The organism is Sphingorhabdus lutea, assembly GCF_001889025.1.
Lineage (GTDB): Bacteria > Pseudomonadota > Alphaproteobacteria > Sphingomonadales > Sphingomonadaceae > Sphingorhabdus_B > Sphingorhabdus_B lutea.
The window spans coordinates 247,486-270,822 of record NZ_CP018154.1; the positions used below are offsets into that span (position 1 = coordinate 247,486).

Here is a 23,337-nt window from a genome sequence, read left to right on the forward strand (position 1 = left end):
AATGCCCTAAATTCTGCCATTTTTAATGTTGAAGACACGCTATTTTATTCCCCATTTCCCCGATTATTATGTTGCCATAGTGCAACAGTAATTGCGTATGACACCGCTTGACATAACAATCTATACCGCTCTATGCAAGTATCGAGAAATGAATAAGCGAAAAAAAGTTTATCCATCTCGATTAAGATAGAAACGGAAAAACCGTATAACATTTTTTTAGGAGGAACGAATGAGCAATCGCCAAAATGGCCTTAGCAAATTGACCAAGAGCCTTGCATATTGCGGCTCTGTATCATTATTCGCACTTGCAATGGCGGCTCCCGCCCATGCACAGGTCGAAGAAATCGTTGTGACCGCACAAAAGGTTGAACAAAATGTTCAAGATGTGCCAATTTCCATCACCGCCATTTCGGGCGATCGTTTGACCGAAACAGGCACAAACAGCCTTGAAAATATTGGCGATCTTGTTCCTTCGGTTACTTTCCGCAAAGGCACAACCAATGCGAACAGCGCGATTGTGATGCGCGGCGTTGGCACGATTACCTTTTCTGTTGCCGCAGAGCCAAGTGTTTCAACCGTTGTTGACGGTGTTGTTTTGAGCCGTTCTGGCCAATCCTTCATCGATTTATTGGATTTGGAGCGCATTGAAATTTTGCGCGGACCACAGGGCACATTATTTGGTAAAAACGCCTCTGCTGGTTTGGTCAATATCGTATCAAAAGGCGGCACTGACAGTTTTGAAGCATCAGCAAATGCCGAATATTTTGAAGGCGACGAATATCGTTTCCGTGGTTCGGTTTCCGGCCCAATTGCCAAAGATCTTTCCGCACGTGTAACCGGTTTTTACGGCAGCTATGATGGTAATATTACCAACATCAACACCGCTGCAACAACCGCGGCAGACAGCGGCAAAAAAGTCAATGGCTATGAACATTATGGCGCGCGCGGCATTTTGGATTATAATGGTCCATCGGCTAAAATTCGCTTGATTGCCGATTATTTCAAGGCAAATGACGATTGCTGTGCAGAGGTTACCGGTGTTTCACGCGGCGCAACTTTGGATGCTGAACTTGGCCTTCCCGGCGGCGTTGCACTTGGCGAAGATCAACGTTATGTCAATCATAATCTTGTCACACAAAGCCTTGATACACAATGGAGCTTAACCGGTTCAGCCGATATTGATGTTCCTGGCGATCATGTGCTTAGCGTGATTTTAGGCTATCGCAATTGGCAAAATACCGAATTGCGCGAAGGTGATTTCTTGCCCCGCGCTGTTGTCGGCACCGCCCAATTGCATGACGAAGGTTTTGTTGAAACTGATCAAATGTCGGCGGAAGTCCGTCTTGCATCTGATCAATCAAAGCCTTTCTCTTATCAAGTTGGCACATTTATTTGGCACAGCAATAATAAACAAGATTTCACACGCCGTGATATTGTTTGTTCTGCATCCACCTTGCCCGTTGCGACAAGTGGCGCCACACCTTGTGATGTTAACAACACCACATTGACCACTTTCCCAACCGCCACATCGGCAAGTGACGTGAACAGCACCAACTTTGCCATTTTTGGACAAGGTACATATCGTTTCACTGATATGCTAAGCCTAACCGCTGGCCTGCGTTGGACAAGAGACGAATTGTCGTTCAATCACTTCCGTGCACCTGGCGTTAATGCGACCACTGGTCTGCCTTTGACGGGTCCTGGCGTTTCCGGCAACCCGGCGGGCGGCACAGTTGCAAGCGGCGGTAACGGCACCAATGTATCCGTTGGCGAAAGCGCGAACAGCAATTTCTCTGGCAAGGCATCATTGCAATTTGAACCAAGTGATGACTTGCTATTTTATGCAAGCTATACACGCGGTTATAAAGGCCCTGCGTTTAACGTCTTCTTCAACCATACAGCACCAACCAATGCCGTGCCAATAGATGAAGAATTGTCAGACAGCTATGAAATTGGCATGAAGTCACAATTTTTGAACGATATGGTTCAATTTAACACATCATTATTCCATGTGACCTATGATGGGTTCCAAGCGAACAACTTTATCGTTCTAAACGGTGCAACTGTAACCAACCTGACCAATGCAGGCACAGTGCGCAGCAAAGGTTTTGAAGCCGATGCGATTATCAGCCCAGTCCAAGGTCTGAATTTCCGTGGTAGCGTGGCCTATGCCGATGCAAAGGTTAAGAAGTTTAATCCCAACCCAATCACCAACGCACCAGATGCGCGTAATGGCACCCGCTTGCCATTGGCACCAAAATGGTCATGGAATGTTGGCGCGGATTATGAAACCGAGCTTGGCGCTTCGATGAAGCTATATGCCAGCACAATTTATAGCTATACTGGCGATCAATTCTCCGACCTTGGTGAGGGCGGCCCGATTGACAGCTATGGTATTTGGAATGCCAGCCTTGGCTTTGGCGATGCGGACGATAAATATCGTCTGACATTCCATGCGCGCAATATTGGCGATACCAGCTATATTTTGCTGAACACAAGTGCAGGACAACGTTTGCACATTCCGCGTGATGCAGACCGTTATTTCGGTGCGACATTAAGCGCGAAATTTAAATAAGTTCCCACCCCCGTAGCGGCCAGAAGCGTTTTTTCTGGCCGCTATTTTTTTGCCTAAAATTGGCCATAGCCATATGCCTTAAATTACCGATAATGTTCTAAATCTACCCAGCGACCGTGGCCTAGATAGCCCTGTCCTAAAAAATCTTCATGATTGTCTTTAATATGTTTAATCAAGCTGCAAAGTTTAGATGAATTTAGGCAAAATCATTAAATCATAGAATCAAAATATTGATGGCCGGTGTGTTTGCGTCGGCTTTTTTTGCATGATTAAGTTAGCGCAGCTATCTTATAGCTAAGAGCAAATAGTTGCTTCCTTACCGACCATTACATCCACCTAAGCGCTGCCCCCCGATTAAATGAGATAAAAGATTATATCAGACAAAAAAAGGGACGGAAAAACCGCCCCTTTAATTTTACAATATAAAATCTTTTTATTGATCATTCACAATTTTCAATTCCGGTTGAACGAAATGAATCCACGCCAACGCCAATAGATAAGCCATTGCCGACATGATGAACATAGGCGTATAGCCCAGCCCTGTATCAAGTGCCCATCCTGTAAATTCCAGCATCAATGCGCCGCTTAAATTCCCCGCAAGAGCGCCCATGGCAATTACGCTGCCCACACGGCTTGCAGGAATAATATCTGCGGTCATGCCAAAAATATTGGTGGAAAAGCCCTGATGCGCAAATAGACCAAGGCCGATAATCAATGCAGCAACCCATTCGTTTGGCGCATATAGGGCCAATGGCAATGGCAAAATCAACAATGCATAACAAAACATGGATAATTTACGTGCCGCATTGGGGCTTTTCCCCTTGGCCAATAATAGGGGGAAAATAAAACCGCTGGTCAACGCACCTAAAGCCGCCAAAACAAACACCACCGCTGTGGGATAACCAATATCCGATTGTCCCAAATTAAATTGTCTTGCAAAAAAATCTGGCGACCAAAATAAAACGAACCACCATACCGCATCAGTAAGAATTTTTGCACCAACAACCGCCTGTGTGCGTTTTTCCTTTATTAACTTTGCCCATGAAATGGATTGGTTTTTGCCCGCTCCATCCTTTTTCTGCGCTTCGCCATCCAATTCATCTGCACCATAAATGGTCAAATTGCGCGTGCCAAAATACCATAGGATAAGCCAAACAAAACCCAAGGCACCCGTGGCGACAAAGGCAAATTTCCATCCATAAGCTACGGCAATAATCGGCACCAAAAGTGGGGCCAAAATTGCGCCAATATTGGACGCGCTATTTATCACCCCAATACCGATTGAACGTTCTTGCACCGGCAGATATGTCGCCGCCGCCTTAATGGCCGCAGGTGTGTTCACCGACTCTGCCACGGCAAGGCTAATCCGTGCCATCACAAATTGTTGCACCGAAGTGGCTGCCGCATGGGCCATGCCTGCCAAACTCCACACCGCAACGGCAAGGCCATAACCCCAACGAACACCAACCTTATCAATAAACCAACCAACCCCCAAAAGGGCAACAGCAGCGGCAATTTGGAAGGAGGAACCAAATCGGGCAAATTCACCATCAGTCCATGAAAATTCGGCCTGAAGCATTGGTTTTAACAATGACAAAACCTGGCGATCCAAATAATTTAACGCAGTGCCAAAGAAAATAAGAGCGATAAGGCCTATCCTGATCCATTTTCCTTTATCATGCCCTCCTTTTCCCTTTCCATCCATAAATTGCTCAATTTGTTCCATCCCTAAATCCTCCTTAATTATCTCTATTTTCTGAACAGTTATTTCTTATCTTAAATATATGCTTGCTCCCCATAGGGAAAATGATTTAAGAGAGGATATGACACCGCAGGACATACTTCAAACAAAATATGCATTGTGGTAATTTTTTTGAAAATAGTTAAGCTTAATCTATGATAGATAAATGGAAAAAAAGTCGCAAGCTGGCAGAGCAAAGTCAATTTGCTGGCGATTTATATGGGGAAGTATATCTTTCTAGTGAAGAACAGGCTGTAAAGCCAGAGCGTAAGCCATTATTTCACGGCCTTTCAATTGTCGTCATGGCCAGTTTGGCGGCGGCATGGCTGTCTGAACATTATGGCATGCCCATTATTTTATTGGGCCTGTTAATTGGCTTGGCGTTAAACTTTCTTTCAACGGACGAAAGAACCCATGCGGGCCTTGATTACGCATCGCGAAATTTCCTGCGCTTTGGCATTGTTTTATTGGGATTGCAGGTAACATTCCTGAAAATTGGGTCGTTGGGCGGTTTAACCTTTATTGCGCTTATCATTGTCATGTCGGCGGCCATTGCAGGATCATTTTTGGCCGCGCGTTTTTCCGCCCAATCAAATGCCGCTGCCATATTGGCAGGCGGCGCAACCGCCATTTGCGGGGCATCCGCAGCACTTGCCATTTATTCGGTTGTGGGCAAGGAACGCGTGTCACAGGCGCAATTTGCGCTTATCCTCGTCGGTATTTCTTTGTTCAGTGCATTGGCGATGACATTATACCCAATGGCGGCGGATTTATTGCATTTAACAGACAGGCAGGCAGGATTTTTAACCGGCGCGGCCATTCATGATGTGGCTCAATCGCTGGGCGCGGGTTTTGCCGTATCGGATGCGGCGGGCGGCTATGCCACCATTGTTAAATTGGCGCGGGTCGCCATGCTGGCCCCGATTGTGGCGATTATTTCCATGTTTATCAGCTCTAATGATGAGAATGAGCAATCAAAACCCATTTGGAAAAAATTGGCTTTGCCATGGTTCATCACGGCATTTTTGGGTGTGCTGACATTAAATTCTCTGGTCGAAATGCCCGTTTATGTGGGTGAATATGGGCTTAGCATTTCAAAGGCATTATTATTATTGGCGGTCACGGCCACAGCCATGCGTTCGCGCATGGATTTGGTCCTGCAAATGGGATGGCGCAGTTTAATGCCGGTAATGGCGGCAACCATCGCATCTTTTGTCGCCGCCATTATTTTCACCCTGACAATATTATAATGGGCGCGATTATGAACGAAAAAATATATGATATTGCCATTATTGGCGGCGGTATAAACGGCACAGGAATTGCCCGCGATGCGGCAGGACGCGGGGCAAATATATTGTTGCTGGAAAAAGGCGATTTGGCCAGCGGCACATCATCGGCATCGACCAAATTAATTCATGGCGGGCTGCGTTATTTGGAACATTATGAATTTGCATTGGTGCGTGAGGCATTGAGCGAGCGGGAGAGATTATGGGCCATTGCCCCGCATATCATCCACCCCATGCGTTTCATCCTGCCCTATCGAAAGGGACTGCGCCCTGCATGGTTATTGCGATTGGGTTTATTCATTTATGACCATTTGGGGGGGCGAAAAAAACTGCCCGCCACACAAAGCGTCAATTTACATAAACATCCCGCCGGACAGGCAATTGACGATATGTTTGTTAAGGGTTTTGAATATAGCGATTGCTGGGTCGATGATGCGCGTTTGGTGGTGTTAAATGCGCGTGATGCGGCCAATAATGGCGCCGATATCATGCCCCATCACAATGTCGCCAAATTGGAACGGGATGGCAAATTTTGGCGAATTACCGCGAATGAAAATGGCAAGGAACATATTTTTTGCGCCAAAAGCATCATTAACGCCGCCGGTCCTTCGGTAGCAAATTTGCATAAATTATCCGGCGAGCATAGCAATTTGGGGATAAGGCTGGTTCGCGGGTCGCACATCATTGTTCCAAAAATATTTGACCATGATTATGCCTATTTCTTTCAAAATCCCGATGGCCGAATATTTTTCGCCATCCCATATGAAGATGATTTCACCTTAATCGGCACAACTGATCAGGATCATGAAGGCACATTGGATGAGATAAAAGCAAGCGATGAAGAAATCGCCTATATGTGCACATCGGCCAGCGATTATTTCAAAATACCAGTGCGCCAAGAAGATGTGATATGGACATATAGCGGGGTTCGCCCATTAATAGACGATGGTTCAGGACGGCCCGAATCCGCGACAAGAGGATATAGTTTTGAATGTGATGGCGGGGGTGACAACGCGCCGATTTTATCCATATTTGGCGGAAAAATAACCAGCTATCGCCATTTGGCAGAAGAAGCATTGGACCGAATGGCGGCGCATTTACCGCGCATGAAAACCGGCAAATGGACATCAACAAAGCCGCTTCCAGGTGGCAATTTCCCAACCGATGGCCGCGCGGCATTGGTGCAAAATTGGGCGGCGGCGCATCCATGGGCACAGCAAAGCTGGTTGAAAAGATGGGCACGCAGCTATGGCACATTGGCCGAAAATTGGTTGTCAAATGCCGTATCCCAATCCGATTTGGGGCAAGATTTCGGCCATGGGCTATATGCCGCAGAGGTGGATTATTTAATTGACCAAGAATGGGCAAGACACAGCGATGATATTTTATGGCGGCGGACCAAATTGGGCCTGCGTTTAACGCCGGAGCAAGTTAAAAATTTACAAAATTATGTTGAAAAAAGGATCATGACATGACCATTAAAATCGTTGCCATTGGCGGCACAGTAAACCCCAATTCCTCCACCGAACAAGCATTGGTTTTTACCGCAAATGTCGCCCGCGACATGGGGTGTGAAATTTCCGTCTTTGGCGGTGAATATTTAATGGCATTGCCCCATTATGGCGGTCCGGACAGCGATTTGGATCGCGGCAAAGAAATGGCAGAGGCGGTTCGCGCCGCCCATGGTGTTATTTTGGCATCGCCGGGCTATCATGGCTCTATTTCTGGACTTGTCAAAAATGGTTTGGATTATTTAGAATTATTGTCAAAGGATGATCGGGTTTATCTTGACGGACGCGCCGTGGGCATGATTGCCACCGCATTTGGGCATCAGGCCGCGATGAGCAGCCTGCAAAGCCTGCGTACCATCACCCATGCGCTTCGTGGTTGGCCCACCCCCATGGGCGCGGCGATAAAAACATCACATGGTTTATTCACCCCCGATGGCGGTTGCAGCGACGAAATTATCGCGGCACAATTAACATTGGTTGGTCAACAAGTGGCCGAAGGCGCAAGAAAGCTGTCAAAATTATGAGCGATATTATCTCACAAGCAATTGCACAGTTGAAAAATGGCGGCATTGTCATTTTAACGGGCGATAATTTTCGCCATGGCGATATTGATTTTATCGCGCCGGCCAAAAATATCACCGCCGACAGCATCAATTTTATGGCAAAGCATGGGCGCGGACTTATTTGTTTGGGCATGACACCCAGCCGCGCCGGTTTTTTGAATATTGGCCATATAAATGACGGTGATGAGCGATATTCGGGCCGCCCACATGGCCGTTCGATTGAGGCGAAAGAGGGCGTTGAAACCGGCATTTCGGCCGCCGATCGCGCGCAAACCATTTTGGTGGCCGCAAATGAAAATAGCAGCGCCGACGATCTGGTTTCGCCAGGCCATGTTTTCCCCTTAATCGCGCATGCACAGGGATTATCGGCGCGAAATGGCGCGTTGGAAGCTGCCATTGCGCTATGTCAAAAGGCCGAAATGGGCGATATGGCAGTGCTTTGTTCGATTATGCGCGATGATGGCAGCATGGCCAGAGCAACCGATATGGCTGAATTTGCCGCCGAACATGGCCTACCCATTATCGATATTTCCCAATTAAAAGGTTAAATAAGTAACCAGCCGCTTGTCCATCAAGACATTTGCGAATATGGCGTTAATCATAGTTTAGTAGATTTCGTTCACAGATTGCCTGAAAAGAGCGAAAAGCAAGGAAATATTATGAGTAAGCCAGCCGAAATGGCAGATGTTGCGATAATTGGTGCAGGGCCGGCGGGCCTGACTGCGGGATATTTATTGTCCAAAAAAGGATATAAAGTCACCATTATTGAAAAAGATCCCGAATATGTTGGCGGGATAAGCCGCACGGTAAAATATGAAGGTTTTCGTTTTGATATTGGCGGGCATCGTTTTTTTTCAAAATCAAAAGAAGTGGTCGATTTATGGAATGAAATTTTGCCCGATGATTTTATTCAGCGCCCAAGGATGAGCCGCATTTATTATGAAGGCAAATTTTACAGCTATCCCTTGCGTGCGTTTGAGGCTTTATTTAACCTTGGCATATGGCGTTCAAGCCTATGTATGTTAAGTTATTTGCGGTGGAAACTATTTCCCAATAAAAATATCCGCAGTTTCGAAGATTGGACCGTCAATCAATTTGGATATAAGCTTTATTCCATATTTTTCAAAACCTATACCGAAAAAGTATGGGGCATGCCATGCGATGAAATGTCCGCCGATTGGGCCGCGCAGCGGATTAAGGGCCTGTCGCTATGGAGCGCGGTGGTCGATGGATTAAAACGATCAATGGGGCTGAATAAAAAACCCAATGACGGCATGGAAACCAAGACATTATTGGAAACATTTCGTTATCCGCGCCTTGGTCCTGGTATGATGTGGGATGCCGCGCGTGATAAAATTGTCGCCGCTGGAAACCATGTTATTATGGGTCATGCCATGGATAAATTGGCCAAAGATGGCGATGGTAATTGGCAATTAAGCACAACAAAGGCCGATGGCAGTGCAGGCATTACCATATCGGCGAAACATGTGATTAGCAGCGCCCCAATGCGCGAATTATCGGCGCGCATTACACCTTTGCCCAAAACAGATATTAACGCAAAAAAACTACGCTATCGTGATTTCTTAACCGTGGCATTGATGATTAAATCCGAAGATTTATTCCCCGATAATTGGATTTATATCCATGACAGCAAGGTGCAGGTAGGGCGCGTGCAAAATTTCCGCAGCTGGTCTCCTGAAATGGTGCCGGATCAAAGCATTGCCTGTGTCGGCCTTGAATATTTTTGTTTTGAAGGCGATGGGCTTTGGTCATCCAGCGATGCCGATTTGATCGAATTGGCCAAGAAAGAAATGGCGATTTTGGGGCTTTGCAACCCGCAAGATGTGGTCGGCGGCGCAGTGGTGCGTCAGGAAAAAGCATATCCCGTCTATGATGATGAATATGCCCAAAATGTGGAAAATATGCGCGCCGAATTAGAAAACACCTATCCCACTTTGCACATGATTGGCCGTAACGGGATGCACCGTTATAATAACCAAGATCATGCCATGATGACTGCCATGTTGACGGTGGAAAATATTGATGCGGGCAAAAGAGTGTTTAATATTTGGAATGTCAATGAAGATGCCGAATATCATGAATCGGGTGATGAGGGCGAACAAGAGGCATTGAAAAAAATGACCGATGGTCAAAAGGCCGCCCTGCAGTCCGAACGTGAAGTGCCCCGCGCCATCAACAAGGATTTGGACGTAAAAGGACAAATGGACAAAGCGTCTTAATATTATGAATTTTATTAAGGCTCTTTGGTCACGATTTACCTTTACCCGTTATTTGGCCGCCAGTGTCATTGCCCTTGCCTTTGACACGGCGGTTTATTCATCCTTGTTAATGGTGGCGGACGATCCCTTAATATTATCTATTTTGGGCATAATCACGCCCTCTCTTGCCTCTGCAATTGGGTATATTGTCGGCATTATTGTCCATTGGATTATCAGCACAAATATTGTCTTTGTGGGTAAAGTGGCAGAGGGCAGCAAAATGGCCGTTCAGGGCACATTATTTTTGGCCACGGCGTTAATGGGCCTTGCCATAACCGTTGGCATTGTTTCATTATTTCATGGATTTGGTGCAAATCCCCTATTGGCAAAGGCTGTTGCTGTTATTGCCAGTTTCATTGCCGTATATTATAGCCGCAAATTAGGGGTATTTAAATGACGGGCAAGGCGATGGGCTCTAAATTATTTTCAATAGATAGGGCAGATTTTGGCCGCTTTGCCAATTGGTGCCTAATCTGGCTTTTCATGGCCAATATTGGTTTTATGGCATTATGGTTTGTGGGTGCGCCGCTGCGTCCATGGGAAATTTTATATGGCGGTTTGGCAGGTTTAATCGCCAAATATTTGCCGCGCATTTTGCGTTATATAATTTTTATTGGCGTGGTAACATGGTCTTGCCTGAAATTTATTGGCGGTTTGTTCAACCTGACCATTGAATCATTATTATATTCGGTGCAATTTTTTGCCGAAATTGACCCATCAGATTCCATCGAATATATTTTAGCGGGCTTTTTTACGTTTATCATCTTAATTTTTGTATGGAAATTGATGAAACGCGATACAAATTTCAAGAACCCGCTTTTAATCATTGCGGCGGCGGGATTAACATTCGCCCTTTCCCAATTTGATATTTATATGGGCAAGGATATGCGCGGCCATTATTTCCGCAGTCCCGATGCAGGGGCCGAATTTGCCTCCGCCCGTATGAATAGCGGATTTGCAAATGCCCCCGATGGCAAACGACATTTATTGCTGATTGTCGTGGAATCATTGGGTCAACCGGCCGATAATGATGAAATTAAACGTAAATTATTTGGGCAGTTAAAAAACAACCCCGCCATTGCCGCGCGTTTTGAATTAAAACAAGGCATCGCTCCTTATTATAACAGTACCACGTCGGGCGAAATAAGGGAGCTTTGCGGCCGTTGGGGCGATTATTATTCATTGCTCAATAATAAAATCACCCTAGATAAAAATTGCCTGCCCTATCAATTGACGCAAAAGGGGTATCAAACCCACGCCCTGCATAGTTTCAATGGTCGTTTTTTCAAACGCGCCATTTGGTATCCCAAAACTGGTTTCCAACAGGTGGAATTTGGTGATAAATTGATAAAAAGAGGCGCGGAAATGTGCGGCGGTGTTTTCCCCGGTGCATGTGACCGCGATGTGCCGCCCATGATTGGCGATATTTTGCGCAAAGCGGACAAGCCAACATTCCTATATTGGTTGTCGCTCAATACCCATTTGCCCGTGCCCACGGGTAAAAATTTGCGCGTGGAAAATTGTGAAAAAAGCTCCGCCATATTGAAGGAGAAATTCCCCATGATTTGCCGCCAATTTGCGATATTTGATCAAATTGAGGCGGGACTTGTCGCGCAAATCATTGCAAAGGATTTCCCCGCAACCGATATTTTAATTGTCGGCGACCATATGCCGCCATTTTTTGATAAGCATAACCGCACCCAATTTGATCCCGCCCATGTGCCATGGCTTTACCTTCGTTGGAAAAACGGCCAATAATAATTTATGGACAATATGGCGCGCGATAAACAAGGCTGGATCAGGCAATATGGCAGTTATCTGCTCACCTGGCTTATTGGTTGTGCGGTTATCATCTATTTTAAACAGCCTAGTTTAAGCCCGTGGGATAGCTTTGATCCTGATGATCGCCTGCGCCTCGTGCAAATTCGTGATTTTTTGGCGGGTCAAAGCTGGTTCGATAATAGCCAATATCGCATGAACCCGCCCGATGGTGCGCCCATGCATTGGTCGCGCTTAATTGAAATACCCTATTATCTGCTAACCTATATTTTAACCCCTTTATTTGGACAGGTAAAGGCGCTGGCCATTGCCACCATCATCGTGCCGTTAAGCCTTTTGGGGATTATGAGCTGGAATATGGGGCAAATTGTGCGGCAATTGGGTGGGGGTTTATTGGCCCGTCATTTGGCGATGATTATCCCTTTTACCCTGACCGCGATTTTTGAACAATTTTCGCCAATGCGGATTGACCATCATGGTTGGCAAATCATGCTGTCCATTATCGCATTATATCTTTTGATGCGGGAAAAAGAGGGGTTATACGCATTTGGGGCTGGTATATTATTGGCATGTGCCCTGCATATCTCGCTTGAATCGCTGGTCATGTCGGCGGCATTTTTTGGCTGGCTTGGCATCAGATGGATTGCCGGTTTTGCCGATGAACGGCGCATCAAACAATCCATTGCTGGATTGGCGGTGGGTTCGGCCACTTTATACCTTGTCGCGACCAATCCTGCACAATATCTTATTCCCTATTGTGATGCAATTTCGCCGCCATATTTGGCCGCATTGGGCGCGGCGGCGATTATCATGTTGATTGGCACATCGTTAAAGCCTCAAAAATGGTGGGTAAGATTATTTATCGCAGCATTGGCGGGGGGCAGTGCCATTGCCCTTATCTATCTTATCTCTCCCATTTGCACAAAGGGTGCTTTTTCTCAACTTGACCCATTGGTTTACCGATATTGGTATTTGAACATCAATGAAGGGCTGCCGATTTGGAATCAGAAATTTGATGGGGCGGCGCTGCGCATTACCCCGCCATTATTGATGATGATTGCCTTAATCGCGATATTATTGAAACAAAGACAGCATATTTCGCGGCAATATCTGTGCTATGGATATTTTTTGCTCACCTCGCTCTTGCTTGCCTGTTTGGTTTGGCGCGGTGTCGCCTTGGCCAATGCGATTGCAGTGCCGTTCATCGCGCTTACCATCGAAAAATTATTTAATCTTTGGCGGCGCGAAAAATCCATTGCCAAAAGAATGGCCGCCATTGGCGCGATATTGGCCATTTTATTGGCCGGCCCATTACTGGTTGAGATGAAAGACTCTTTCAAGGCTGCACCCAAAATGACCAATGGGCAAATTGCGGCGAATAAAGAAAAAATTGATTTAAAGAAATGCAACTCTCCACGGTCCATCATGACATTGGATATTTTGATTAAAAAACCGTCCCTAATGCTTTCTTCGTTTAATTTGGGACCATCCATATTATTGCAGACCAGGCATAGCGTGTTGGCCAGCAGCCATCACCGCAATGATAAAGCAATGCATGATCAGCTTGAAATATTTCGCCAACCTGCGGCTGTCTCCGCCAAATTTATCAAAAAACATAATATTGATTATATTATAATTTGTAAGGGGGATGGAGAGTTTCGGCTTTACCGTAAAATTGCCCCAAATGGGTTGGGCAATAATTTGGTAAATGGTAAATTACCCCCCTATATTGATAGGGTAGAGGTGAATGAAGATGGCCTGCAAATATTCCATATAAACCGCAAATATTTGTAAGCTGCCGCTTCCATGCTATGCTTGCCTAATATGATAAGATGGAGGGCGGATATATGGCAAAAATAACGGGATTGGGCGGGATTTTTTATGTCGCCAAAAATGTTGAAGAAACCAAAAAATGGTATGCCGATATTTTGGGCATTGGCGGTGATTACGGCCCAATGTTAAAATGGAGCGAAGAAAAGGGCGACCGCCCCTATAGCTTAATTTCATTTTTTGGCGATAATGAATATATCAAACCAGGAAAAAGCGATTTTATGATAAATCTTCGCGTCGATAATCTGGACGAATTTGTCGCCATGTTGGTGGACAAAAAAGTCAAAATTGAGGGCCAGGTCGATGAAGGATATGGTAAATTCGCATGGATATTGGACCCCAATGGAATAAAGATTGAGCTGTGGCAACAGGTTGAGGCAGCCGAATAATCATCATCTGTTGAATAAGTAAAGGGTGATAAAGCCCCTTTACCCCTGTGATTATTCTTTAAGCTGCGATAAATTTCATCGCCGCGCCATTCATGCAATATCTTTTACCCGTGGGCTTTGGTCCATCGTCAAATACATGTCCCAAATGGCCACCGCAACGTGCGCAATGCACCTCTGTTCGGGGCAGGCCAATGCTATAATCGGTTTTTGTCGCCACCTTGCCCGATATGGGCCGGATAAAGCTGGGCCAGCCTGTGCCGCTGTCATATTTATCATTGGAACGGTAAATTTGCTGGCTGCACCCCGCACACACATAGGTCCCTTTGCGTTTTTCATTGTTCAGCGGGCTGGAAAAGGCGCGCTCTGTTTCTTCCTGACGCAGCACATCATATTGCGCGCGGCTTAAATCACGCCGCCATGCCGCGTCGCTTTTTTGATAGGGGAAGGCCGGCTTTGCCGCCGCCTGATTATTCCGAAAAATGCCAAAGCCGAAAAAAGCCCCAGTGGCAAGCAAGATTGATCCTCCTGCGATAATATTTCGGCGGTGTATCTGCATTTCTTGTTCCTTCATGTTCAATAATACGCTTCAACCCCCCATTTGGTTACAAAATAGCTGCGCATTTGTGAACATTTGCTGAAAAGAAAAGCATGGCCTTCCCAATGGCTTAATATGTCGATAATTTGACCATCATTTTACGATATCCATGGACAAAACATGCCGCCACCCGTTCGGGTTCTTCCACCACATTAACCCGCAGGCGCCTTTTGGCCATTTCCTCCAACAATATACGGATTTGCAATTCGGCCAAACGTGCCCCCACGCAGCGATGTATGCCATAGCCAAAGGATAAATGCCGGCGCGCATTTTGCCTATCCACGATTAACTTATCCGCATTTTCAAAAATGCTTTCATCTCGATTGGCGGATAAATACCACATCACCACCTTATCCCCCGCCTTTATCGGCGCGCCGAATAAATTATGATCCTGTAATGCGGTGCGGCGCATATGGGCCAATGGGGTTTGCCAGCGTATAATCTCGCTCACCGCATTGGGGATTAAGTCGGGATTTTGTTCCAACTTCTCCCGTTCATCGGGAAATTGGTGCAGGCCATAAACATATCCCGACATGCTGTTCCTTGTCGTATCATTGCCGCCGACAATTAACAGGATAAGATTGCCCATATATTCCATCTGATCCATATCCTTCATCGAACTGTGGATCATGCGGGAAATTAAATCGGGCGCTTCGCCCTTATGCAATCTTTCATTCCACAGGCGCTGAAAATATGCGCCCATTTCATATATTTTTTCCAATCGCTGCCCGCGCGTCTCCTCATTATGATATAATTCGACATCGCCCGCCCAATCGGACCACTCAGTCAATTTCCGCCTATCCTCCCACGGAAAATCAAAAATTATCGCCAACATCTGCGTGGTTAGCTCAATTGAAACCTTATCCACCCAGTCAAATATTTCATCCATGGGCAGGGCGTCCAAAACCTCGGCCGTTCTTGCACGAATATCGGCGGTCATTCGTTCCATTTCGCCGGGGGTAAAGGCGGGGGCGACCACGCGTCGTTCCTCGGTATGTTTGGGCCGGTCCATCGCAATGAACATCGGCATGACGACCGCCTCCCCATTGGGCAATGTTTCATCATCGCGTGGTAATATGGTGATGCCGCCATGTTCATATGATGATGAATAAATGTCGGGCAATGCCTCCACATGCTGAATCACCTTTAACGTGGTGATGTTCCAATAATCGCCAAATTGGCTGTTGGTGATTTTGTTAATGGGCGCGGTTTCGCGCATTTGCTTAAAAATCGGATGCCATCTATCCTCGGCATAAATTTGGGATAAGGATACATCCCATTTATGTGGGGCATTATTTATTTCAAAGGGCAGCGTTTCAACCGCCCCCTTTTCTTTTGCAGCTGTGGCCATTGTCAATCTCCTCATCTGACAACCTGCCACTACTTACATAAATGTCAATCCCGCCATTTTGCCACAGCTATATTTTGCGGTTAAATGCTTTCATTATCCGATTAAATTTAATTTTTAACGTTGTGGCAACGGGATAAGCCCAAATAATTTGCGGCGTTCATCATCCAATTTTTTGCCGCTGCCCGATTTCATCACATTGCGGCGGAACAAAACCACCCCAATGCGCAACACCAAAATGGCGAACATTGCCTGTCCAAATATCGCCACACCATGGTGCCATAATGTTTCATCCTGTGCCGCGCGGGCCAACATGGCAAAGGGCGAGGTAAAGGGGAAAATTGACGCAAATTGTTCAATCGGTTGGTTGATTTTGGTAACACTATACATCGCCAAAAAGAAAAAGAGGAGCTGCATCATTGTGGCGGGCATGGATAGGGTTTGCACCTCCCGCACGGTGGCGGCCATTGACCCAATTCCCAAAAATAATGACCCCAACATTAAATATGCCATGGCAAAATATATAATGCCCAAAGTGATAAATAAGGGCCAACCCACCGCCGGTGCAGAGAATGCCGGTAAACCATTGCCAAAAATCTCCATTCCTGCAATCGCCACACTAGCCCATACAATTATGCCCAAAGCCGCCATGGCCAACATGGCAAATAATTTGCCCAAAAATACCGAATCTATGGGGATAGATGCTGCCAAAATTTCAATAATTTTGTTCGATTTTTCTTCCACCAAATTGGACAAAACCATGCCGGCCAATAACATGGTCAACATGAATAATAATGTTTGGGCTGCCTGTGCGGTTAACAGGCGCAATTCCTTGGCATCGCCTGCGCTTTGTTGCACCAAATTCATGGAAATTTGCGGGGCGGCCAGTCGCTGGCTGTTCATCGCCTGTGCGGTTATTAAACCCATGCTGCCCTTCCACCGTTCCGCCTGCGCGGTTGTTCCGGTTAAAATGGGGGCATCCAAACTGCCCGATAATATGGCCGACAGGCTGGGCTGTTTATTCGCCAAATAGCTTTTGGGATCTTGTGGATTGCCTTGATTTACGTCCAATATATAAAATTCGGCAAAACGCCCCTCACCCATAATTGCGGTTAATTCGGCGCGGGCATCCTGTAATTTTGCGCTGTCCACATCATCCATCAACACACCAATGACGGGCACGTCGCGTTCCTGTGCAATTTGTTTGCCCAGCCCGCCTGCGGCAAATCCGATAAGCAAGGGGAATAATGGCCCAAGCAGGAAGAAAATAAATGCCTTTGAAAAAATAATCGCGGTAAAATCGCGGCGACCAATCACCCATGCGGCGCGGATAACTTCCTTCATAATTTTGCCCCTGCCGATAATGTTTGTAATTCGGTTTCATCCACCATTTCATCCATTTGCGCGGCTACCGCCTCTCCAGCAATGGCAACAAAGGCATCATGTAATCCCGGCCGTTCGATGGACAGGCTTTTTATGCCTGCCTTTCCCTCCACCAATGCAGTTAATAATGGCTCAACCCCGCTTTCGGGCAGGGTGAAATGCCACCAATGCCCCTCTGGCTCGCAATTTTGGGGCAAGGCACTGCGCCATGGCCCATCCAAATTTGCCGTTTCCAAATGCACCTGCGGGCGCAATCTGTCCCGTGCCTCCTGCACCAATCCGTCAAAGCTAATCTTGCCGCCTGCAATAATGGCGATACGTTCGCATAATCTTTCGGCATGGGCGATGACATGGGTGGAAAAAATAACCGTCACGCCGCGCTCTGCCTGCGCACGGATCATTTTTTCCAACTTTGCCTGATTCAGCGCATCCAATCCAGAAAATGGTTCATCCAAAATAATCAATTCCGGTTCATGAACAATCGTGCCCATTAGCTGCACCGTTTGGGCCATGCCCTTTGACAATTGGCGGATTTGTCGATCGGCGGCATAGCCAAGCCCCGCCTCTTCCAATAATTCGCGCCCCCTTTTGCGGCCTGTGGTCAATGGAAGCCCACGCAAGGCGCCCATAAAGGCGATGGTGTCCACCGCCCGCATGGATTGATAGAGACCACGTTCTTCGGGTAAATATCCCACCCGTGCTGATTGGGTTAATGGCCGCGATGCGCCAAATAATTTACGGCTGCCCTCATCAGGATCAATAATCCCCAATAAAGTGCGCAATAATGTGGTTTTACCCGCGCCATTTGGTCCCAATATGCCAAAAATGCTGCCCTTTGGTACAATTAAGTCAACACCGTCCACCGCACGAAAGCCATCAAATATTTTGACGATGCCTTTTGCCTCTATTGCATTGACCATTGCTAAAAACGCCTCATAGTTTAATCGGTTACTTCTCCTTCTTTATCGGTGAGTGATGAATAATAGCAAGCAAGATATGGTTAACGCAATAAAAGCTGAGGCGCTGCGCCTTGGCTTTGCCGATTGCGCCATATCGCCCGCTACTATTGCCTCGGAACATTATCAGTACCTGCAAACATGGTTAAAGGCGGGGCATCATGGCGATATGACATGGATGGAAGAACGGGCGGAACAACGCGCCGACCCCAAAATTCTATGGCCCGATGCGAAAAGCGTGATAATGTTAAGTTATAGCTATGCCCCGTCATATGACCCCATGCTATTGGCGGAAATGAAGGATAAAGCGCGAATTTCCGTTTATGCACAGGGGCGCGACTATCATGATATTGTCAAAAAATTATTGAAGGCTCTGGCCCGGTGGATGGTTGAAAAATATCCTGATTATCCATTAAAAGTTTTTGTTGATACCGCGCCGGTGATGGAAAAAAGGCTGGCCCATCAAAGCGGGCTTGGCTGGCAAGGCAAACATAGCAATGTGATAAGCCGCAGCCACGGCAATTGGATTTTCCTGGGCGCAATTTACACCGCATTGGACCTGCCCCCCGATAAAGAGGCGCGGGATAATTGCGGGGCGTGCACGGCGTGCCAAACCGCATGTCCCACCAACGCATTTATCGCGCCCTACCGATTGGATGCTGCATCCTGTATCTCTTATCTTACCATTGAAAATAAAGCGCCAATTGCCCGCAAATTTCGCGCCGCCATCGGCAATCATATTTATGGATGCGATGATTGTTTGGCCGCATGTCCATGGAATAAATTTGCCGATAGCGCCCATCGGCAAAAGGCAATGTTACCAAAAATTGAAATGTTTGCGCCCAATATTGCCGATTTATTGCAATTGGACGATGCCGCCTTTCGTGAATTTTTCTCCGGCTCTCCGGTAAAGCGCACGGGACGCGACCGCTTCATCCGCAATGTGTTAATCGCCGCAGGAAATAGCGGCAATGCGCAATATATAGGGCCGATTATCATTTTATTGGATGACCCACATGCCGTGGTTCGCGGCGCGGCCATTTGGGCATTATCCATGTTGGATAAAGACCAATTTCATGCCCAGCGCAGCCTGCGCCTGCCGCAAGAACAGGATGCAAATGTCATTGCCGAATGGAATGAAATTTGCCCCGTTGAAGCCATTATTACTTAAATGACTATCGCGACAATGCATTGACACAGGCGGCCCTATCCACCTCTGCCCCGTCGCGGCGGCGCGCATCAACATGGGTCACAATCTCGCTATTTCCCTTGCCCTCTGGATATAAATAGGCATCCAAAATACATGCCTTGCCCACAAATTGTAATTTGCGGCCATAGGGTTCTTGAACATCAAGCCGCGGCTCACCAAACATACGGACTAGGCTGTTTTTATCCCTACCCAACACCGATTCCAGCCCGCGTTTATCGGTAATCGCCACATCGCCGCCCATTAAAATGGGCGCACGCGCGGCAGCTGGGGCAGTTTTGGGCGCGTTATTCGTGCCGCCACATGCCGATAATGTCATGCCTGCAAGCGACAGAATAAGAATATTTATTTTATGGTGATGATAGCGCATATTTGCCCCCTTCAATATGATGCGCCTAATGACCCGATTGTTGCCGATGAAGCAAGTGGGTTGCCGCCGATATGGCGATAATCGGCGCGAAAAATCCGACAATTGGCACAGCAAGCGCCGCCGTTCCCATAACACCCAACGCCAAACGCTGCATTTTCGGCATGCGCCAGCCCATATCCTTATCATCCAATTGATGACGAAATGCGACCATATCCTCCAAATCACGACCCATTAACAACCCATTGACCAGCAAAAATGCAACCGCTGGGCCAATGGCGGTGAATAATAGCATGATGTAAATGGGTATCATCAACAAATTATATATAATCATCCGCCCCACCGACCGCAGGCCAAGTGATATTCCCGACGCAAATGTCGGCGCGCGCCCCGTCGCTGCACGAATGGGATAATATCGTGCCTCCACCGCATCAATAATATGATCGGCAAACACCCATAAAATAGCCACGGCAATGGCGCGAAATAAAAACCATAAAGATAGGATAAGGGTTAAGGCGGCAATTATCGCCCCAATATTGCTGTCCTCCACCCCATAATATGCCAAGCCCCAATCAATCAACCCGTCCATCGCAAATGCCAATATGGCAAAAATTATCGCGGTTAATAATATAGTGAGATAGAGATATTTACGGATTTTCGCATCGGTAAATGAAACCATGGCAAGGCGGAATGCATGTAACATTTTATTATTTTATACCAGCATGGGATAAGGTCAATCATCATTATGATGCAAATATCTTGCCGCCGCGCGTGCATTACTTTAGTGCAGCGATAATTTTATATTTCAGGAATAATAATCGATGAATAATCAAAGCCCCCGATATGATATTTTGGCCATTGGCAATGCCATTGTTGATGTGATTTCAGAAACCAATGACGAATTTATCGAGCTGGAACAATTGACCAAGGGCGGGATGCAGTTAATCGACGCGCCGCGCGCCAAATCCCTATATGATGCAATGGGACCTGCACGGGAAATTAGCGGCGGCAGCGCGGCCAACACCCTTGCCGGCATGTCAATGCTGGGCCGTCAATGTGCCTTTATTGGTCAAGTGGCGGACGACCAATTGGGGGAGGTTTTCGCACATGATATTCGCGCCACGGGCATTGATTTTGATGTTCCTGCATTGAAAAATAGTGAACCGACCGCACGCTGCCTTATCTTTGTCACGCCCGATGCACAGCGCACCATGAACACATTTTTGGGCGCGTCACAATTTTTACCTGCTTCCTTAATTGATAAGCAGCTTATCCAAAATTCGGCCATTTTATATTTGGAAGGATATTTGTGGGACCCGCAAGAACCCCGCGCTGCCATGCGCGCCGCCATTGAACATGCAAAGGCCGCAGGACGTAAGGTTGCATTCACCCTGTCCGATAATTTTGTTATTGACCGCCACCGCGAAGATTTTTTAACCTTAATCAATGATGGCATGATTGATATTTTATTCGCCAATGAAGGTGAAATAACCTTCCTTAACCAAAATCAAGATTTTGATGCAGCGGTTGCCGCCACCTCAGCAAAGGTGAAAACCACCATTGTGACACGGGGTGAAAAGGGAGCAATTGCCCATCATGATGGCAAATCCTATGCCGTGGCCGCACAGCCCATTGACAAATTGGTCGATACAACGGGCGCTGGTGATTTATTTGCCGCAGGCTTTCTGTCGGCGATGATAGAGGGCCGCGCCATTGACGCATGCCTGACCGCTGGTTCAATATGCGCGGCGGAAATAATCTCTCATTATGGTGCACGGCCAGAGGCAGATATTGCCGCATTGGTAAAGGCGCAATTGGGGTGATATTTTGGGCCAAAATATGAAAATATTATTGGCCTATAATGGCTGTGCGGGCAGTTTTTGTCCAAATTTACTGGCCATGCTGCGCCAAAAATTGGAGCAATCCGGCCATGAAATTTTCACCTGTGATAGCCATGACGGCATATTGTGCGAACAAATGGGCCGGATGGACCATATTTGCATTATTGGCGGCGATGGCACATTGCGCGATGTTGTGGCGCGGCTATCACCCGATGAACATTTGCCAAGTTTCAGTATATTCCCTCTTGGCACGATAAATTTAATTGCGCGGGAGGCGGGGTTTAACCAAAATATTGATGCTTTGGTTAAACGCATCAACGCACATGGACATGATATACATAAATGTAAGAAACATTATGGCTGCACCATGAATGGCGAAAATTTTCTCGCCTGCGCCTCCATTTCCCCGGACAGCTATGCAGTGGCGCAGCTTTCCCCATCATTAAAGCGAAAAATTGGCCGCATGGCATATTGCGCCGCATTTTTACAAAATTTTTGGGTATGGCCGCGCCCCAATTTGTCCATTCTGGCTGACGGTAAACATTTTAAGGGCGAGGCCGCATTTTTGTTAAAAGGCAAATTTTATGCTGGCCCGTGGAATTTATCGCCAAAGGCAAATGTTCAACATGAAAAAATAGAGCTTATCATCCTGCCCACGGCGCGGCGGCGCGATTATTTGCGCCTGATGTTAAGTGCAATGATAAGCCGTAAATTTGTGTCCCCAAAATGGGCGTTTATTTCATGCACAAATATCGCCATTTCGGGTGATAAAGCGGATATTCCGGTGCAGGCAGATGGTGATTTTACCGGCCATCTGCCCATCAACGCACAAATTGATAATAGGCCGATATATTTTATTTAAATGCGTCGCGATATTCCGGCTTTATCATCGCGGCAACATCTGCATCAATATCCATTTTTATTTCATATTGCCCATCACTATATGGTCCGGCGCTATATGGAATGGCGATAATGTTGATACTGTCAAATTTGCCGCCTTGTTTAGATTCAAATATGATAGTTAAATCGGCAAAACTGGGACAGCCAAATCCATTATCATAGCTATCCCTATCCTTTGCATCGACTGTATCGCCATAGGAAATGGCAATTTCGGCCTTTCTGTTGGATAATTTCTTACAATATTTTGAACGTAAAAATGCCATATCATCTTTGAAAAGCGATAAAGGGGACAGGATTTCTTTATCCTTTTTAACATCCCATAATAAGGATGTAGCGCCATACATCCCATGTGCGCCTCCGGTAAAAATAAATACATCTTTACGTATGCTTATCAAATGGTCATTTTTGGCCATTATAAAATATTCAATGTCATTTTGATATCGGACAAAATTTTCCATTCCCAGATCATGAAAGTCTCTTTCGGAATCTCTGGCAAAGCCCTCTAAATCTTTTTTCTTTTCATTTACGATCTGATGAAGCGCGGGATATTCCTCAAATAATAATGGATATATTAGCCTGATTTCATATGTCTTATCCCGAACATGATATAGAAAATTATCCTCATTCGTCTCTGGGTCTTGGGCTTCTGCCTCAATTTCTTGTGCTGCCATATTGGCCAGCTCCGCCTTATTTTGCGCATGGGCATTTATGACTGTTGCGGGCATAAAGATCATTGCTGCGATGATGATAGAGGATAATTTCGCCATATATTTTTACCTTAAACAAT

21 protein-coding genes are annotated in these 23,337 nt (G+C 46.5%); 13 read left to right on the forward strand and 8 right to left on the reverse strand.

The genetic code is table 11. From position 1 onward, the window contains the following. The first annotated feature begins 229 nt into the window (after positions 1-229). The gene (locus tag LPB140_RS01240) at positions 230-2,575 is read left to right on the forward strand and encodes a TonB-dependent receptor (RefSeq protein WP_072558332.1); all 2,346 of its coding nucleotides are present in this window, start codon (positions 230-232) and stop codon (positions 2,573-2,575) included. 433 nt (positions 2,576-3,008) lie between these two features. On the opposite strand, the gene LPB140_RS01245 is transcribed toward LPB140_RS01240, so the two are convergent. After that, the gene (locus tag LPB140_RS01245; RefSeq protein ID WP_418346535.1) at positions 3,009-4,301 is read right to left on the reverse strand and encodes an MFS transporter; all 1,293 of its coding nucleotides are present in this window, start codon (positions 4,299-4,301) and stop codon (positions 3,009-3,011) included. Between the two features lie 170 nt (positions 4,302-4,471). Between LPB140_RS01245 and LPB140_RS01250 the strand changes: the two genes are divergently transcribed. The 9 genes from LPB140_RS01250 to LPB140_RS01290 all read left to right on the forward strand — a co-directional run bounded on the left by LPB140_RS01250 (position 4,472) and on the right by LPB140_RS01290 (position 13,953). Further along, the gene (locus tag LPB140_RS01250; protein ID WP_072558333.1) at positions 4,472-5,566 is read left to right on the forward strand and encodes a YeiH family protein; all 1,095 of its coding nucleotides are present in this window, start codon (positions 4,472-4,474) and stop codon (positions 5,564-5,566) included. 11 nt (positions 5,567-5,577) lie between these two features. Beyond that, positions 5,578-7,077, forward strand: a complete 1,500-nt coding sequence (gene glpD, locus LPB140_RS01255) for a glycerol-3-phosphate dehydrogenase (protein WP_072560099.1) — start codon at positions 5,578-5,580, stop codon at positions 7,075-7,077. Further along, positions 7,074-7,637 (forward strand): NADPH-dependent FMN reductase, encoded by a 564-nt coding sequence (locus tag LPB140_RS01260; protein ID WP_072558334.1) that lies wholly within the window; start codon positions 7,074-7,076, stop codon positions 7,635-7,637. The genes glpD and LPB140_RS01260 overlap by 4 nt, the downstream gene beginning before the upstream one ends. After that, positions 7,634-8,224: a 3,4-dihydroxy-2-butanone-4-phosphate synthase gene (locus tag LPB140_RS01265; protein ID WP_072558335.1), complete on the forward strand. Its 591-nt coding sequence runs from the start codon at positions 7,634-7,636 to the stop codon at positions 8,222-8,224. Before LPB140_RS01260 ends, LPB140_RS01265 begins: the two co-directional genes overlap by 4 nt. A 111-nt stretch (positions 8,225-8,335) precedes the next feature. Then, positions 8,336-9,916 carry an NAD(P)/FAD-dependent oxidoreductase gene (locus LPB140_RS01270; RefSeq protein ID WP_072558336.1) on the forward strand — a complete coding sequence of 527 codons (1,581 nt, stop codon included), beginning with the start codon at positions 8,336-8,338 and terminating at the stop codon, positions 9,914-9,916. 4 nt (positions 9,917-9,920) lie between these two features. Then, on the forward strand, positions 9,921-10,352 hold the full coding sequence (locus tag LPB140_RS01275) for a GtrA family protein (protein WP_072558337.1): 432 nt from the start codon (positions 9,921-9,923) through the stop codon (positions 10,350-10,352). Further along, positions 10,349-11,713: a sulfatase-like hydrolase/transferase gene (locus tag LPB140_RS01280; protein ID WP_072558338.1), complete on the forward strand. Its 1,365-nt coding sequence runs from the start codon at positions 10,349-10,351 to the stop codon at positions 11,711-11,713. Before LPB140_RS01275 ends, LPB140_RS01280 begins: the two co-directional genes overlap by 4 nt. 6 nt (positions 11,714-11,719) lie before the next feature. Next, the gene (locus LPB140_RS01285) at positions 11,720-13,528 is read left to right on the forward strand and encodes a hypothetical protein (protein ID WP_072558339.1); all 1,809 of its coding nucleotides are present in this window, start codon (positions 11,720-11,722) and stop codon (positions 13,526-13,528) included. A gap of 53 nt (positions 13,529-13,581) precedes the next feature. Next, positions 13,582-13,953 carry a VOC family protein gene (locus tag LPB140_RS01290; RefSeq protein WP_072560100.1) on the forward strand — a complete coding sequence of 124 codons (372 nt, stop codon included), beginning with the start codon at positions 13,582-13,584 and terminating at the stop codon, positions 13,951-13,953. A 58-nt stretch (positions 13,954-14,011) separates the two neighbouring features. Here LPB140_RS01290 and msrB read toward each other — a convergent pair whose 3' ends face one another. The 4 genes from msrB to LPB140_RS01310 all read right to left on the reverse strand — a co-directional run bounded on the left by msrB (position 14,012) and on the right by LPB140_RS01310 (position 18,199). Continuing rightward, positions 14,012-14,509, reverse strand: a complete 498-nt coding sequence (gene msrB, locus LPB140_RS01295; RefSeq protein WP_156874089.1) for a peptide-methionine (R)-S-oxide reductase MsrB — start codon at positions 14,507-14,509, stop codon at positions 14,012-14,014. Between the two features lie 109 nt (positions 14,510-14,618). Beyond that, positions 14,619-15,899: a cytochrome P450 gene (locus tag LPB140_RS01300; RefSeq protein WP_072558340.1), complete on the reverse strand. Its 1,281-nt coding sequence runs from the start codon at positions 15,897-15,899 to the stop codon at positions 14,619-14,621. A 114-nt stretch (positions 15,900-16,013) separates the two neighbouring features. Further along, a complete protein-coding gene (locus LPB140_RS01305; protein ID WP_072558341.1) occupies positions 16,014-17,240 on the reverse strand; it encodes an ABC transporter permease in 1,227 nt (408 codons plus the stop codon). Beyond that, the gene (locus LPB140_RS01310; protein WP_072558342.1) at positions 17,237-18,199 is read right to left on the reverse strand and encodes an ABC transporter ATP-binding protein; all 963 of its coding nucleotides are present in this window, start codon (positions 18,197-18,199) and stop codon (positions 17,237-17,239) included. Before LPB140_RS01310 ends, LPB140_RS01305 begins: the two co-directional genes overlap by 4 nt. A 55-nt stretch (positions 18,200-18,254) precedes the next feature. Between LPB140_RS01310 and queG the strand changes: the two genes are divergently transcribed. Then, a complete protein-coding gene (queG, locus tag LPB140_RS01315) occupies positions 18,255-19,406 on the forward strand; it encodes a tRNA epoxyqueuosine(34) reductase QueG (protein ID WP_072558343.1) in 1,152 nt (383 codons plus the stop codon). A 4-nt stretch (positions 19,407-19,410) separates the two neighbouring features. On the opposite strand, the gene LPB140_RS01320 is transcribed toward queG, so the two are convergent. After that, a complete protein-coding gene (locus tag LPB140_RS01320; protein ID WP_072558344.1) occupies positions 19,411-19,812 on the reverse strand; it encodes a hypothetical protein in 402 nt (133 codons plus the stop codon). 25 nt (positions 19,813-19,837) lie between these two features. Next, positions 19,838-20,512: an EI24 domain-containing protein gene (locus tag LPB140_RS01325; RefSeq protein ID WP_072558345.1), complete on the reverse strand. Its 675-nt coding sequence runs from the start codon at positions 20,510-20,512 to the stop codon at positions 19,838-19,840. Positions 20,513-20,630: 118 nt separating this feature from the next. Between LPB140_RS01325 and LPB140_RS01330 the strand changes: the two genes are divergently transcribed. Together LPB140_RS01330 and LPB140_RS01335 are read left to right on the forward strand one after the other, a co-directional pair. Beyond that, positions 20,631-21,632: an adenosine kinase gene (locus tag LPB140_RS01330; protein WP_072558346.1), complete on the forward strand. Its 1,002-nt coding sequence runs from the start codon at positions 20,631-20,633 to the stop codon at positions 21,630-21,632. Positions 21,633-21,648: 16 nt separating this feature from the next. Then, entirely contained in the window at positions 21,649-22,512 is an 864-nt protein-coding gene (locus LPB140_RS01335) for a diacylglycerol/lipid kinase family protein (RefSeq protein ID WP_072558347.1), read from the forward strand. Here LPB140_RS01335 and LPB140_RS01340 read toward each other — a convergent pair. Continuing rightward, positions 22,505-23,317, reverse strand: coding sequence for a PdaC/SigV domain-containing protein (locus LPB140_RS01340; RefSeq protein ID WP_083549818.1), 813 nt, complete (start codon positions 23,315-23,317; stop codon positions 22,505-22,507). The genes LPB140_RS01335 and LPB140_RS01340 overlap by 8 nt on opposite strands. Between the last annotated feature and the right edge of the window lie 20 nt (positions 23,318-23,337).

Coding starts and splice junctions, on each gene's coding strand:
- LPB140_RS01240 (WP_072558332.1), top strand. CDS start 230: ATGAGCAATCGCCAAAATGGCCTTAGCAAATTGACCAAGAGCCTTGCA.
- LPB140_RS01245 (WP_418346535.1), bottom strand. CDS start 4,301: ATGGAACAAATTGAGCAATTTATGGATGGAAAGGGAAAAGGAGGGCAT.
- LPB140_RS01250 (WP_072558333.1), top strand. CDS start 4,472: ATGATAGATAAATGGAAAAAAAGTCGCAAGCTGGCAGAGCAAAGTCAA.
- glpD (WP_072560099.1), top strand. CDS start 5,578: ATGAACGAAAAAATATATGATATTGCCATTATTGGCGGCGGTATAAAC.
- LPB140_RS01260 (WP_072558334.1), top strand. CDS start 7,074: ATGACCATTAAAATCGTTGCCATTGGCGGCACAGTAAACCCCAATTCC.
- LPB140_RS01265 (WP_072558335.1), top strand. CDS start 7,634: ATGAGCGATATTATCTCACAAGCAATTGCACAGTTGAAAAATGGCGGC.
- LPB140_RS01270 (WP_072558336.1), top strand. CDS start 8,336: ATGAGTAAGCCAGCCGAAATGGCAGATGTTGCGATAATTGGTGCAGGG.
- LPB140_RS01275 (WP_072558337.1), top strand. CDS start 9,921: ATGAATTTTATTAAGGCTCTTTGGTCACGATTTACCTTTACCCGTTAT.
- LPB140_RS01280 (WP_072558338.1), top strand. CDS start 10,349: ATGACGGGCAAGGCGATGGGCTCTAAATTATTTTCAATAGATAGGGCA.
- LPB140_RS01285 (WP_072558339.1), top strand. CDS start 11,720: ATGGACAATATGGCGCGCGATAAACAAGGCTGGATCAGGCAATATGGC.
- LPB140_RS01290 (WP_072560100.1), top strand. CDS start 13,582: ATGGCAAAAATAACGGGATTGGGCGGGATTTTTTATGTCGCCAAAAAT.
- msrB (WP_156874089.1), bottom strand. CDS start 14,509: ATGCAGATACACCGCCGAAATATTATCGCAGGAGGATCAATCTTGCTT.
- LPB140_RS01300 (WP_072558340.1), bottom strand. CDS start 15,899: ATGGCCACAGCTGCAAAAGAAAAGGGGGCGGTTGAAACGCTGCCCTTT.
- LPB140_RS01305 (WP_072558341.1), bottom strand. CDS start 17,240: ATGAAGGAAGTTATCCGCGCCGCATGGGTGATTGGTCGCCGCGATTTT.
- LPB140_RS01310 (WP_072558342.1), bottom strand. CDS start 18,199: ATGGTCAATGCAATAGAGGCAAAAGGCATCGTCAAAATATTTGATGGC.
- queG (WP_072558343.1), top strand. CDS start 18,255: ATGAATAATAGCAAGCAAGATATGGTTAACGCAATAAAAGCTGAGGCG.
- LPB140_RS01320 (WP_072558344.1), bottom strand. CDS start 19,812: ATGCGCTATCATCACCATAAAATAAATATTCTTATTCTGTCGCTTGCA.
- LPB140_RS01325 (WP_072558345.1), bottom strand. CDS start 20,512: ATGTTACATGCATTCCGCCTTGCCATGGTTTCATTTACCGATGCGAAA.
- LPB140_RS01330 (WP_072558346.1), top strand. CDS start 20,631: ATGAATAATCAAAGCCCCCGATATGATATTTTGGCCATTGGCAATGCC.
- LPB140_RS01335 (WP_072558347.1), top strand. CDS start 21,649: ATGAAAATATTATTGGCCTATAATGGCTGTGCGGGCAGTTTTTGTCCA.
- LPB140_RS01340 (WP_083549818.1), bottom strand. CDS start 23,317: ATGGCGAAATTATCCTCTATCATCATCGCAGCAATGATCTTTATGCCC.